The 13567-nt window shown below is 54.2% G+C and carries 13 protein-coding genes; 8 read left to right on the forward strand and 5 right to left on the reverse strand.

Annotated elements, in window-relative coordinates; all coding sequences use genetic code 11:
• Positions 1 to 44 precede the first annotated feature (44 nt).
• The 4 genes from clpX to bolA form a co-directional block, all read right to left on the reverse strand.
• On the reverse strand, positions 45 to 1319 hold the full coding sequence (gene clpX, locus LPQ25_RS19985) for an ATP-dependent protease ATP-binding subunit ClpX (RefSeq protein ID WP_002891807.1): 1275 nt from the start codon (positions 1317 to 1319) through the stop codon (positions 45 to 47).
• Positions 1320 to 1569: 250 nt separating this feature from the next.
• Positions 1570 to 2193: an ATP-dependent Clp endopeptidase proteolytic subunit ClpP gene (clpP, locus tag LPQ25_RS19990; protein WP_002891804.1), complete on the reverse strand. Its 624-nt coding sequence runs from the start codon at positions 2191 to 2193 to the stop codon at positions 1570 to 1572.
• 309 nt (positions 2194 to 2502) lie between these two features.
• On the reverse strand, positions 2503 to 3801 hold the full coding sequence (gene tig, locus LPQ25_RS19995; protein ID WP_004147333.1) for a trigger factor: 1299 nt from the start codon (positions 3799 to 3801) through the stop codon (positions 2503 to 2505).
• Positions 3802 to 4146: 345 nt separating this feature from the next.
• Complete coding sequence (gene bolA, locus LPQ25_RS20000; RefSeq protein WP_002891649.1) at positions 4147 to 4464, reverse strand: transcriptional regulator BolA; 318 nt, start codon at positions 4462 to 4464, stop codon at positions 4147 to 4149.
• Positions 4465 to 4766: 302 nt separating this feature from the next.
• Here bolA and LPQ25_RS20005 point away from each other — a divergent pair, with 302 nt between their 5' ends.
• The 8 genes from LPQ25_RS20005 to LPQ25_RS20040 all read left to right on the forward strand — a co-directional run bounded on the left by LPQ25_RS20005 (position 4767) and on the right by LPQ25_RS20040 (position 12709).
• On the forward strand, positions 4767 to 5345 hold the full coding sequence (locus LPQ25_RS20005) for a lipoprotein (protein ID WP_002891647.1): 579 nt from the start codon (positions 4767 to 4769) through the stop codon (positions 5343 to 5345).
• A gap of 43 nt (positions 5346 to 5388) precedes the next feature.
• Positions 5389 to 6864 carry a muropeptide MFS transporter AmpG gene (gene ampG / locus LPQ25_RS20010; RefSeq protein WP_004144673.1) on the forward strand — a complete coding sequence of 492 codons (1476 nt, stop codon included), beginning with the start codon at positions 5389 to 5391 and terminating at the stop codon, positions 6862 to 6864.
• Between the two features lie 479 nt (positions 6865 to 7343).
• Complete coding sequence (cyoA, locus tag LPQ25_RS20015) at positions 7344 to 8288, forward strand: cytochrome o ubiquinol oxidase subunit II (protein ID WP_002891641.1); 945 nt, start codon at positions 7344 to 7346, stop codon at positions 8286 to 8288.
• A gap of 19 nt (positions 8289 to 8307) precedes the next feature.
• Entirely contained in the window at positions 8308 to 10299 is a 1992-nt protein-coding gene (gene cyoB, locus LPQ25_RS20020; protein WP_002891638.1) for a cytochrome o ubiquinol oxidase subunit I, read from the forward strand.
• Positions 10289 to 10900: a cytochrome o ubiquinol oxidase subunit III gene (locus tag LPQ25_RS20025; RefSeq protein ID WP_002891635.1), complete on the forward strand. Its 612-nt coding sequence runs from the start codon at positions 10289 to 10291 to the stop codon at positions 10898 to 10900. The genes cyoB and LPQ25_RS20025 overlap by 11 nt, the downstream gene beginning before the upstream one ends.
• Positions 10900 to 11229: a cytochrome o ubiquinol oxidase subunit IV gene (locus LPQ25_RS20030; RefSeq protein ID WP_002891634.1), complete on the forward strand. Its 330-nt coding sequence runs from the start codon at positions 10900 to 10902 to the stop codon at positions 11227 to 11229. The genes LPQ25_RS20025 and LPQ25_RS20030 overlap by 1 nt, the downstream gene beginning before the upstream one ends.
• An 11-nt stretch (positions 11230 to 11240) precedes the next feature.
• Positions 11241 to 12128: a heme o synthase gene (gene cyoE / locus LPQ25_RS20035; protein WP_002891629.1), complete on the forward strand. Its 888-nt coding sequence runs from the start codon at positions 11241 to 11243 to the stop codon at positions 12126 to 12128.
• Between the two features lie 248 nt (positions 12129 to 12376).
• Positions 12377 to 12709 carry a hypothetical protein gene (locus tag LPQ25_RS20040; protein ID WP_004178748.1) on the forward strand — a complete coding sequence of 111 codons (333 nt, stop codon included), beginning with the start codon at positions 12377 to 12379 and terminating at the stop codon, positions 12707 to 12709.
• Between the two features lie 39 nt (positions 12710 to 12748).
• Here the strand turns inward: LPQ25_RS20040 and LPQ25_RS20045 are convergent, their stop codons facing one another.
• Complete coding sequence (locus tag LPQ25_RS20045) at positions 12749 to 13507, reverse strand: IclR family transcriptional regulator domain-containing protein (protein ID WP_012737502.1); 759 nt, start codon at positions 13505 to 13507, stop codon at positions 12749 to 12751.
• Positions 13508 to 13567: the final 60 nt, after the last annotated feature.

Below are 13567 nucleotides of genomic sequence, written 5' to 3' on the forward strand. Positions count from 1 at the left end.
ATAAAATCCCCCCTTTTTGTTAACTGCTTGAGTGAAATGGTTAATTATTCACCAGATGCCTGCTGAGCTTCCGGTTTGCCGTAGATCAGCAGCGGTTTGCTCTGACCGGCGATAACCGACTCATCAATGACCACTTTTTCGACATCTTCCATCGAAGGCAGGTCATACATGGTATCCAGCAGCGCCGCTTCCACAATTGAGCGCAGGCCACGGGCGCCGGTTTTACGCGCCATCGCTTTCTTGGCGATAGCGTCCAGCGCTTCGTCGCGGAATTCGAGCTCTGCGCCTTCAAGGCTAAACAGCGCCTGATACTGCTTGGTCAGGGCGTTTTTCGGCTCTTTCAGGATCTGGATCAGGGCTTCTTCGCTCAGCTCGTTCAGGGTAGCCACTACCGGCAGACGGCCGATGAACTCCGGGATCAGACCAAACTTGATCAGATCTTCCGGCTCGACCTGAGCCAGCAGTTCCCCTTCGCTCGCTTTGTCGGACTTCGCTTTTACCGTCGCGCCAAAACCAATGCCGGAGCCGGTTTCCACACGGTGGGAAATCACTTTGTCCAGGCCAGCGAACGCGCCGCCGCAGATAAACAGGATCTTGGAGGTATCAACCTGCAGGAACTCCTGCTGCGGATGTTTACGCCCGCCCTGCGGCGGAACGGCGGCAACGGTCCCTTCGATAAGCTTCAGCAGCGCCTGCTGCACGCCTTCGCCTGAGACGTCGCGCGTAATCGACGGGTTATCGGATTTACGCGAAATTTTGTCGATTTCGTCGATATAAACGATGCCGCGCTGCGCTTTCTGCACGTCGTAATCGCACTTCTGCAGTAGTTTCTGAATGATATTTTCGACGTCCTCACCCACATAACCGGCTTCGGTCAGGGTAGTGGCGTCCGCCATGGTAAACGGCACATCCAGCAGGCGCGCCAGCGTTTCCGCCAGCAGCGTTTTACCGGAACCGGTCGGCCCGATCAGCAGGATGTTGCTTTTACCCAGCTCTACGCCATTGCTGGTATCGCCATTGCGCAGACGCTTGTAGTGGTTGTATACCGCGACCGCCAACACCTTCTTCGCCTGTTCCTGACCGATGACGTAGTCATCAAGGTGGTGGCGAATCTCGTGCGGCGTCGGCAGCGCGCTGCGCTCGCGGTGCGGCGCCACTTCTTTAATCTCTTCGCGAATGATGTCGTTACATAAATCAACGCATTCGTCGCAGATATACACGGATGGCCCGGCGATCAGCTTACGCACTTCATGCTGGCTTTTGCCGCAAAAAGAGCAATACAACAATTTGCCCGATCCATCTTTGCGTTTATCTGTCATGAGTCCAAACCTCTTTTTAAGTTCTTTGTGCCGCACACGACGACGCAAATGCCATTCTCAGGCGCAAGCCGCCATATAGCGTTGTGCCGCCCTTCATTAGTATATACACAAAATCCTTCGCGCTACATCGAGCCGGTAGCGAAGCCACCGGCCGCAAGCCTGCCAGACAAGCGGCCGAATAAAAGCCAACCGCTCGCACAGACGTGGCGAGAAGGATGAAGCGTAAAGCGGCACCCTTGCGCCTTGGGCATCAATTACGATGGGTCAAAATAGAGTCGACCAGCCCGTACTCCACGGCTTCCGCAGCAGACAGGAAGCGGTCACGCTCGGTGTCACGCTCAATCTGCTCAAGAGACTGGCCGGTATGATGCGCCATCAGCTCATTCATGCGTCCTTTCACCTTCAGGATTTCACGGGCGTGGATCTCAATATCCGTCGCCTGTCCCTGATAGCCGCCCAGCGGCTGGTGGATCATCACGCGGGAGTTCGGCAGGCAGAAGCGCTTGCCTTTCGCCCCGGCGGTCAGCAGGAACGCGCCCATAGAAGCGGCCTGCCCCATACAGATGGTGCTGACATCCGGCTTGATGAACTGCATGGTGTCATAAATCGACATCCCGGCGGTGATTACCCCGCCCGGAGAGTTAATGTACAGGTAAATGTCTTTTTCCGGGTTTTCCGCTTCCAGAAACAGCATCTGCGCCACGATCAGGTTTGCCATGTGGTCTTCGACCTGGCCGGTCAGAAAAATGACGCGTTCCTTAAGCAGACGGGAGTAGATATCAAAAGAACGTTCACCGCGTGAGGTCTGTTCAATGACCATCGGCACCAGGGCCATATGGGGTGCAAAGTTGTCTCGTTCGCCACTGTATGACATTTCCGTCTCCTGGAGTAATTTTAAAATACCTGCTGCACTGATTGTAACCTTACGGACGGATTATCAGCCACAGTTTCTATCCGCTGAATGCGTCACCGCCTCTTCAATACGCGTGCGATTGCGGATGCAGTTGCCTCCCCCGGTAATGGGGATGGTGTTGCCATATTTCAAGCATAACAAGCTTTTGCTGTAACGCTATCATGGTTAATGCGTTTTCGCACCGTGCCTGTGGCTATCATTATCTTAAAAAAAAACCCGCCGCCTTTCGGCAACGGGTTTTTGCTCGAACCTTAAACGATAGCGGCGAAATTACGCCTGCTGGTTCATCAGTTCGTTGAAGGAAGTGGCTTTTTCAGACACTTTGGCTTTCGCCAGCACGGCTTCAACAGCCTGCTCTTCCAGCGCCACGTTGCGCATGTTGTCCATCAGCTCTTTGTTCTTGCTGTAGAACTCAACGACTTCAGACGGATCTTCGTACGCAGAAGCCATCTCTTCGATCAGGGCTTTTACGCGCTCTTCGTCAGCTTTCAGCTCGTTGGTGCGGATCACTTCGCCCAGCAGCAGACCAACAACGACGCGACGTTTAGCCTGCTCTTCGAACAGCTCGCGCGGCAGTTCCAGAGCCTGTTTCTCGTTGCCGCCGAAACGCTGAGCAGCCTGACGACGCAGCACGTCGATTTCGCTGTCGATCAGGGCAGCCGGAACGTCGATCTCGTTGGCTTTAACCAGACCTTCGATAGCCTGAGACTTCACGCGGTTACGCACAGCGCCTTTCAGCTCGCGTTCCATATTTTTACGCACTTCAGCGCGCAGGCCAGCGACGGAACCATCTTCCACGCCGAAACGTTTGATGAACTCTTCGGTCAGCTCAGGCAGTTCACGCTCTTCGACTTTCTTCAGGTTGATAACGAACTTAGCCGCTTTACCTTTCAGGTTTTCTGCGTGGTACTCTTCCGGGAAGGTCACGTCGATGGTGAACTCTTCACCCGCTTTGTGGCCTTTGATACCGTCTTCGAAGCCCGGGATCATGCGACCCTGGCCCATCGCCAGTACGAAGTCAGAGGCTTTGCCGCCTTCGAACTCTTCGCCGTCAACAGAACCGGTGAAGTCGATGGTTACGCGATCTTCAGCGTCAACCGCGCCTTCTTTTTCTTTCCAGGTCGCCTGCTGCTTGCGCAGAGTTTCCAGCATGGTATCAACGTCAGCGTCGGTGACTTCAACAACCGGTTTTTCAACTTCGATCGCATCCAGACCCTGCAGTTCAACTTCCGGATACACTTCGAACTCTACCGCGTAGGTGAAGTCTTCGCCCAGTTTGTATTCGCCCGGAACGTAGTTCGGCGCGCCGGCCGGATTGATTTTTTCTTTGATGATCGCGTCAACGAAATGACGGCTCATCAGGTCGCCCAGCACGTCCTGGCGAACGGAAGCGCCATAGCGCTGAGCAACAATATTCATCGGCACTTTGCCTTTACGGAAGCCGTCAATGCGAACTTTTTTCGCTACGTTGACCAGCTCGCTTTTGACAGCATTCTCGATGCTGTCAGCGGCGATAGTAATCGTTACACGGCGCCCAAGGCCCTGAGTGGTTTCAACTGAAACTTGCATCTTGTTACCTCAAAAAAATCACAGTGCTCGGTCAACTCTGGAAGCGCGTGTAGGTGGCTTCGCAGAACCGGGATGCCCTCTTCAAATCAGAAACACATTCCCTGTCGTCAGAATCATCCCGAAGACATTCATATATAAGACGCGGCATTATAGCGGCATCACTTTTGTGAGTCGAGAACGGTTGTCGCCTGGTGCTGCGGCATTTTTCACATTTCCCGCTCAAATTTGCCCGCAAAAGCGCTGACTTTGCGCATTTTCCAGGCAAAACAAAACGGCCCGTAGGCCGTTTTTGCTAAATCTGCAAGCAACATACTGGAAAAGCGCCAGCGGTTGCAAATGGGATTTCTAAGCGATACTCCCTGCGCCGCGGCACGGCGGCGAAGCAAATACCGTATCCTGTAATGCTTCCCATTCTTTAATCGTGTAGGTGTGCAGCGCCAGGGCATGCACCGTATTCGACAGCTCCTCGGTTAGCGTGCCGTAGATCATACGGTGGCGATTGAGGAAACGCTCGCCAGTGAAGCGATCGCTCACTAACACCACTTTAAAATGACTTTCAGAGCCCGCAGGGACGTTGTGACGATAACTTTCATCCACGACTTCGAGATACATCGGGTCGAACGCTGCTCTAAGTTTTGCTTCGATCTGTTCACGTATCATCATGAATTTTCTCCTCCGACAACGCTGAGATGCCGCCACTCCATTTAAATGTTAGCCGCTTTTACCGCTTCCATTAGGAGAAAACAACAAAAAATTAGCATTGTTCTGATATTTTCATTCAAAAGTATCACGTTTACTGGCTCTGGTCGCCAGATCCGTCGGGGAACGAGCCATTAACCGTGGCGGGACGCTCAGAAAACCGCCAGCACGATGGATTTACACGCGTTGCCACTTCCCCTTGCCGTTGGCAATGCTATGATGGCGGTAATTTTCCTTATAACAACACCATGCGTTGAGACCTGAACATGCTTAAGAAGATTCTTTTCCCGTTGGTCGCCATGTTTATGCTGGCAGGATGCGCCACGCCGCCGACCACCATTGAAGTATCGCCGAAAATCACGCTGCCGCAGCAGGATCCAAGCCTGATGGGCGTGACCGTCAGCATCAACGGCGCCGATCAGCGTCCGGACCAGGCGCTGGCGAAAGTGACGCGTGACAATCAGCTGGTCACTCTCACCGCCTCCCGCGATCTGCGCTTCCTGCTGCAGGAAGTGCTGGAGAAACAGATGACGTCTCGCGGCTACATGATTGGCCCGAACGGCGCGGTCGATCTGCAGATCATCGTCAACAAACTCTATGCTGACGTCTCTCAGGGTAACGTGCGCTATAACATCGCCACCAAAGCCGATATCGCCATCATCGCCACCGCGGCAAACGGCACGAAAATGACCAAAAACTACCGCGCCAGCTACTCCGTTGAAGGCGCCTTCCAGGCCTCGAACAAAAACATCGCTGATGCCGTCAACAGCGTCCTGACCGATACCATCGCCGATATGGCGCAGGACACCAGCATCCACGATTTCATCAAGCAAAACGCGCGTTAATGCTATCGCGAACCCGGCCTCCGCCGGGTTCGTGCTTTATGCTATGTCCAGTCATTACTTACGCATTTTTCAGCAGCCGAAATCAGCCATTTTGCTGATCCTTGGCTTCGCCTCCGGTCTGCCGCTGGCTCTCACCTCCGGTACCCTGCAGGCCTGGATGACGGTGGAAAATATCGATCTGAAAACGATCGGTTTTTTCTCGCTCGTCGGCCAGGCCTATGTCTTTAAATTCCTCTGGTCCCCGCTGATGGACCGCTACACGCCGCCGTTTCTTGGGCGTCGTCGCGGTTGGCTGTTGACCACCCAGGTATTACTCCTGCTGGCGATCGCGACGATGGGCTTTCTTGAGCCGGTCACCCAATTACGCTGGATGGCGGCGCTGGCGGTGGTGATCGCCTTCTGCTCGGCGTCGCAGGATATTGTGTTCGACGCCTGGAAAACCGACGTGTTGCCAGCAGAAGAGCGTGGCGCCGGCGCCGCGATCAGCGTGCTGGGCTATCGCCTGGGGATGCTGGTCTCCGGTGGACTGGCCCTGTGGCTTGCCGACCGCTATCTCGGCTGGCAGGGGATGTACTGGCTGATGGCGGCGCTGCTGGTACCCTGCATTATCGCCACGCTGCTGGCGCCCGAACCGAGCGACGTTATCCCGGTTCCCAGATCGCTCGAGCAGGCGGTAGCCGAACCGCTGCGCGATTTTTTCGGCCGCAACAACGCCTGGCTGATTCTGCTGCTCATCGTCCTTTATAAGCTTGGCGATGCGTTTGCCATGAGCCTGACCACCACCTTCCTGATCCGCGGCGTGGGATTTGACGCTGGCGAAGTGGGAATGGTGAACAAAACCTTAGGCCTGTTCGCCACCATTCTCGGCGCCCTGTACGGCGGCGTCCTGATGCAGCGGCTGACGCTGTTTCGGGCACTGCTCATTTTCGGTTTGCTGCAGGGGGTCTCTAACGCCGGCTACTGGCTGCTGTCGATTACCGATAAGCACCTCTATTCCATGGCGACCGCGGTATTCTTTGAAAACCTGTGCGGGGGAATGGGGACGGCGGCATTTGTCGCGCTGCTGATGACGCTATGTAATAAGTCGTTCTCCGCCACCCAGTTCGCGCTGCTCTCGGCGCTCTCTGCGGTCGGTCGCGTATACGTTGGGCCGATTGCCGGCTGGTTTGTCGAGGCTCACGGCTGGTCGACCTTCTATCTCTTCTCTGTCGTTGCGGCGGTGCCGGGGATTGCCCTATTGCTGCTGTGCCGGCAAACGCTTGAGCATACCCAACGCACCGCAAGCTTTATGCCGCGTAGTGAGTTCCCGCAGGCCTATGCGCTGGCGCTGGGGATCCTGACTCTGGGCTGCCTGCTGCTCGCGGTGTGGCTGGCGCTGCTGATCCTCAACGCGCTGGATTATACGTCGTTCTCCTTCCTGTCCGGCCTGCTGGAGGTTGCCGCGCTCACCGCCGTCGGCGGGATTTTGTTCGGCGGCCTGCTTGACTATCTGGCGCTGCGTAAAACCCGCCTGATTTAAGGATCCAGCATCATTATTAGCCGTTGTAATTACGAAACGTAATTATAACGGCTTATTAACGCTTTTATATTGTCCGCCGCGCTATTTGTTGTTTTGTGCGTTTTTGATTTCTGGAAATTATTGACAGTTTTCGTTCGATTCTTTAAATAATTTAACCGATTCAGCTCCGGGGATTTTATTTTTCGTTTTCACAATGTCTTTTATTTGATAATTAAATGTTAAACAATTGTTCTAATTTATGGGTGGTTATGCCCATTAGCCGCTAAGCACTCCTTTTCTTATCCCTTTCGTTATCAATCCCGCGAAAATCAGGCTTTGCAAGCGATTAAGTAACACTACGTTACATATGTGACAAACCAAGCAGAAGCCGCTAACACAGAACTGACAGAGATCCAATCATGTTTACAGTAATGCAACCTTACCGTAAAATGCCCATACACTTTAAACGCCACCAGATCCCGTGGAATTGAGGTCGTTCAATGAGACTCAGGAAATACAATAAAAGTTTGGGATGGATGTCATTAATCGCAGGTACTGTATTACTCAGTGGTTGTGATTCTGCACTCCTTGACCCAAAAGGACAGATTGGACTGGAGCAACGCTCTTTGATTCTGACGGCCTTCGGCCTGATGATGATTGTCGTTATTCCCGCCGTCTTGATGGCAGTAGGATTTGCCTGGAAGTATCGCGCGAGCAATAAAGATGCGAAGTATAGCCCGAACTGGTCACACTCCAACAAAGTGGAAGCTGTGGTCTGGACGGTACCTATTCTGATCATCCTGTTCCTGGCCGTTCTGACCTGGAAAACCACTCACGCACTGGAGCCAAGCAAACCGCTTGTCCATGACGAGAAGCCAATCACCATCGAAGTCGTATCGATGGACTGGAAATGGTTCTTTATCTATCCGGAACAGGGTATTGCTACCGTTAACGAAATCGCCTTCCCGGCGAACGTACCGGTACACTTCAAAGTGACCTCTAACTCGGTGATGAACTCGTTCTTTATTCCGCGCTTAGGTAGCCAGATTTATGCAATGGCCGGTATGCAGACTCAGCTGCACCTCATTGCTGACGAAGCTGGTACTTATGACGGTATCTCCGCTAGCTACAGTGGCCCGGGCTTCTCAGGTATGAAGTTCAAAGCGATTGCCACCCCGGATCGGGCGACTTTCGATCAGTGGGTTGCAAAAGCGAAACAGTCTCCGAACTCCATGGACTCCATGGCCGCGTTCGAGAAAGTGGCTGTGCCTAGCGAATACAACAAAGTGGAATATTTCTCTAACGTGAAACCGGATCTGTTCAAAGATGTTGTGAACAAATTCATGTCTCACGAGAGCATGAACATGTCTAAACCTGAAGGCGAGCACGCTGCTCACGACGGGATGGAAGGCATGGACATGAGCCACGCGGAAACCGCTCACTAAGGGGCCGAGGAAGAAAACGATGTTCGGAAAACTTACACTGGATGCAGTGCCCTACCACGAACCTATTATCGTGGTAACGGTGGCTGCGATTATCATTGGGGGACTGGCGCTTCTGGCAGCCATCACTTACTTCGGTAAGTGGTCCTACCTATGGAACGAGTGGCTGACTTCTGTCGACCACAAACGTCTCGGTATCATGTACGTTATCGTGGCAATCGTCATGCTGCTGCGTGGCTTTGCTGACGCCATCATGATGCGTAGCCAGCAGGTGCTGGCTTCGGCCGGGGAAGCCGGCTTCCTGCCGCCTCATCACTACGATCAGATCTTTACCGCCCACGGCGTTATCATGATCTTCTTCGTGGCGATGCCGTTTGTTATCGGTCTGATGAACCTGGTGGTTCCGCTTCAGCTCGGCGCGCGCGACGTAGCCTTCCCGTTCCTCAACAACCTGAGCTTCTGGTTCACCGTTGTGGGCGTGATTCTGGTTAACCTGTCTCTGGGCGTTGGTGAGTTCGCGCAGACCGGTTGGCTGGCCTATCCGCCGCTGTCGGGAATTGAGTACAGTCCTGGCGTAGGGGTTGATTACTGGATTTGGGCGCTGCAGCTCTCCGGTATCGGTACTACCCTGACCGGTATTAACTTCTTCGTGACCATTATCAAGATGCGCGCCCCGGGCATGACCATGTTCAAGATGCCAGTATTCTCCTGGGCATCTCTGTGCGCTAACATCCTGATTATCGCCTCGTTCCCAATTCTGACCGTCACCATCGCGCTGCTGACCCTGGATCGTTACCTGGGCACCCATTTCTTTACCAACGATATGGGTGGCAACATGATGATGTACATCAACCTGATTTGGGCCTGGGGTCACCCGGAAGTGTACATCCTGGTTCTGCCGGTGTTCGGGGTCTTCTCCGAAATCGCCGCGACCTTCTCGCGTAAGCGTCTGTTCGGTTACACCTCTCTGGTATGGGCAACCGTCTGTATTACCGTTCTGTCGTTCATCGTTTGGCTGCACCACTTCTTCACCATGGGTGCTGGCGCGAACGTAAACGCCTTCTTCGGTATTACTACCATGATTATCGCGATCCCGACCGGGGTTAAGATCTTCAACTGGCTGTTCACCATGTATCAGGGTCGCATCGTCTTCAACTCGGCGATGATGTGGACTATCGGCTTTATCGTGACCTTCTCCGTAGGTGGGATGACCGGCGTGCTGCTGGCGGTACCGGGCGCGGACTTCGTTCTGCACAACAGCCTGTTCCTGATTGCGCACTTCCATAACGTTATCATCGGCGGCGTAGTGTTCGGTTGCTTCGCAGGTCTGACCTACTGGTGGCCGAAAGCCTTTGGCTTCACCCTGAACGAAACCTGGGGCAAACGCGCTTTCTGGTTCTGGATCATCGGCTTCTTCGTAGCGTTTATGCCGCTGTACGTGCTGGGCTTCATGGGTATGACCCGTCGTCTGAGCCAGCAGATCGATCCGCAGTTCCACCCGATGCTGGTTATTGCAGCTTGCGGTGCGGCGCTGATCGCCTGCGGTATTCTGTGCCAGCTGATTCAGTTCTACGTGTCTATTCGCGACCGCGATCAGAACCGCGACCTGACCGGTGACCCGTGGGGTGGCCGTACGCTGGAGTGGGCAACCTCTTCTCCACCGCCGTTCTACAACTTCGCTATCGTTCCTCAGGTTCACGAACGTGATGCCTTCTGGGAAATGAAAGAGAAAGGTGAAGCGTACAAACAGCCTGCTCACTATGAAGAAATTCATATGCCGAAAAACAGCGGCGCCGGCATCGTGATTGCCGCCTTCGCTACGGTATTTGGTTTCGCCATGATCTGGCATATCTGGTGGATGGCGATCGCCAGCTTCATCGGCATCGTAGCGACCTGGATTATTAAGAGCTTTGACGAGGACGTGGATTACTACGTACCGGTTGCAGAAGTCGAAAAACTGGAAAAACAGCATTTCGATGAGATTAACAAAGCAGGGCTGAAAAATGGCAACTGATACTCTTGCGCATACTGCCCACGCGCATGAACACGGGCACCATGATACAGGACCGATGAAGGTATTCGGTTTCTGGATCTACCTGATGAGCGACTGCATTATCTTCGCTACGCTGTTTGCTACCTATGCCGTTTTGGTGAACGGCACGGCCGGCGGACCGACGGGCAAAGATATTTTCGAACTGCCGTTCGTTCTGGTTGAAACCGCACTGCTGCTGTTCAGCTCCATCACCTACGGCATGGCGGCTATCGCCATGTACAAAAACAACAAAAGCCAGGTGGTTTCCTGGCTGGCGTTGACCTGGTTGTTTGGCGCCGGATTTATCGGGATGGAAATCTATGAATTCCATCACCTGATCATGGAAGGCTTTGGTCCGGATCGTAGTGGCTTCCTGTCCGCGTTCTTCGCGCTGGTCGGCACCCACGGTCTGCACGTGACCTCCGGTCTTATCTGGATGGCGGTGCTGATGTTCCAGGTTTCACGTCGTGGCCTGACCAGCACTAACCGCACGCGTATCCTGTGCCTGAGCCTGTTCTGGCACTTCCTGGACGTCGTGTGGATCTGCGTGTTCTCGGTTGTCTATCTGATGGGGGCGATGTAATGAGTCATTCTACCGATCATAGCGGCGCTTCTCACGGCAGCGTGAAGAGCTACATGACAGGATTTATCCTGTCCATCATCCTGACGGTCATTCCGTTCGCCATGGTGATGAGTGGCTCCGCCTCGCATGCGGTTATCCTTGGCACCATTCTGGTGACCGCTGTGGTGCAGATCGTGGTACACCTCGTGTACTTCCTGCATATGAACAGCAAGTCCGATGAAGGTTGGAACCTGACCGCATTTATCTTCACCGTAATCATCATTGCGATCGTGGTTGTCGGCTCCATCTGGATTATGTGGAACCTGAACTACAACATGATGATGCACTAAGAGCGGCGAGTATGTTTAAGCAATACCTGCAAGTAACGAAACCAGGCATTATTTTTGGCAACCTGATCTCCGTGATCGGCGGTTTCCTGCTGGCCTCCAAAGGCCACATCGACTATCCGCTGTTCGTCTGGACGCTCCTTGGAGTATCCCTGGTGGTCGCCTCGGGTTGTGTATTCAACAACTACATCGACCGGGACATCGATCGTAAGATGGAACGGACGAAAAACCGGGTGCTGGTCAAAGGGCTGATCTCGCCAGAAGCTTCGCTGGTGTACGCCACCTTGCTGGGTATTGCTGGCTTCATGCTGCTGTGGTTCGGCGCTAACCCGCTGGCCTGCTGGCTGGGGGTGATGGGGTTCGTGGTTTATGTCGGCGTCTACAGCCTGTACATGAAACGCCACTCCGTCTACGGCACGCTGATTGGCTCACTCTCCGGCGCTGCGCCGCCGGTGATTGGCTACTGCGCGGTCACCGGTGATTTCGACAGCGGTGCGGCGATCCTGCTGGCTATCTTTAGCCTGTGGCAGATGCCTCACTCCTACGCCATCGCGATTTTCCGCTTTAAGGATTATCAGGCGGCGAATATTCCGGTGCTGCCGGTGGTGAAAGGCATTTCGGTCGCCAAAAACCATATTACGCTGTACATCGTCGCCTTTGCCGTGGCAACCTTGATGCTCTCGCTGGGCGGCTACGCCGGGTATAAATACCTGGTCGTGGCGGCAGCGGTCAGCGTCTGGTGGCTGGGCATGGCGCTGCGTGGCTATAAAGTGGCCGATGATAAAGTCTGGGCGCGTAAGCTGTTCGTCTTTTCTATCGTCGCCATCACCGCGCTGTCCGTGATGATGTCCGTTGACTTTATGGTGCCGGATTCACATAGTCTGCTGGCTTACGTGAGATAATTACGCACTCCAGTACGCTCTAAGGCCCCGTTTTTACGGGGCTTTTCTTTTCTGTTCCCTTACCGGATTCTTTCTCATTTCATACTTCCCTCCCCTCCCCCATCGCTTTCCCGCTATCTTTCATATCAAAAAATGAGGAAAAATTGAGCCAGTACGCATCGGGCATCACTCGCGCCGCACGGTCCTGCAATGCTACCTTTCGCCGGGGCTCTTGCCCCTTTGGGAAATAATCACTACAAGGAATTGCAATGAAAGAGTTAACACTGAACGAAATGGAGTATATCTCCGGTGGCTTTAATCTGTTCGGCGCAGCCAGCGGCTTCGCCAGCTTTGTCGCCAACTCTGGCGTCGGCTTCACCTCTTTTGTTCTGACCTCCGGCACCGCATTTGCCTCCTTCGTCGGCGACAGCGCGATGGCGTTTGGTTCCTTTCTGACCGGACAGTCAAACTGGGAAACTTTTGTGACCGCCGGAAAGGAAAACTGGGGAAGCTTTGTTAACACCGCCGGCAACAGCTGGAATACTTTCGTGAATAACGCGGCCAGCGACTGGAACACCTTTCTGACCAAAGCGTCGGCCTAAGCGACGTCTATCTTAGGGCAGCGCCACTGGCTGCCCTGTTTAACCCACCAGCATCGCCTGCGCGCTGTAGAGCAGATCGAGGTGATCGCGGCATAACGCTTCCAGCGAAGTGCGCGATTGATGACTGGTCAGACTCAGCGTCCCCCACCAGGTCCCTTCCCTGTCGGTTAACGGCACCGCCAGCACCAGCATGCCAATCTCAAACTCCTGCTCAATGGTGGCGTATCCCTGGCGCCGTACCTGGGCGATTTTCTCCATCAGCGACGCGATATCGGTCACCGTATAGGGGGTACGTTGTTCCCGGGTTATGCGCTGCAGGACGGTCTCACACTCTGCTTCCGGCAGCGAAGCCAGCCACAATCGCCCCCCGGCGGTACAGAAAATGGGCACCCGCTCCCCAAGCCGCACCGACGTAGAGTTGAACGGCGTATGCCGACTGCGGGCGATATAGACCAGTTCATCTTCATCCACCACCCCCACCGAGGCGTGCTCTTCGGTCCGGCTGGCGATGTATTCGACAATCGGCCGTACCATGCGAGGAAACTGCGCCGAATCGACATAGGCCTGGCCAAGCCGCAGCGTCTTTGGGGTAAGCCAGTAATAGCGCCCGTCGGTTTGCAGATAGCGCTCATGCAGGAGCGTCAGCAGAAAACGTCGCGCGGCGCTTTGCGTCAGGCCGCTCATTTTCGCCGTCTGGGCGACGGTGAGCTTTGGGCAGGTTTTGGAAAAAAGCTGAATTAGCGCCAGCCCTTTTTGTAAACCGACGATCAGATCGCGTGGATGAATGGTGTTTTGCATATTCGCTCACATTTTTGCAACATCATTATCGATTTCCTGCGATTATCGCAGCGTTCGTGC

It is taken from the genome of Klebsiella sp. KPN54798 (assembly GCF_021184225.1).
Lineage (GTDB): Bacteria > Pseudomonadota > Gammaproteobacteria > Enterobacterales > Enterobacteriaceae > Klebsiella > Klebsiella pneumoniae.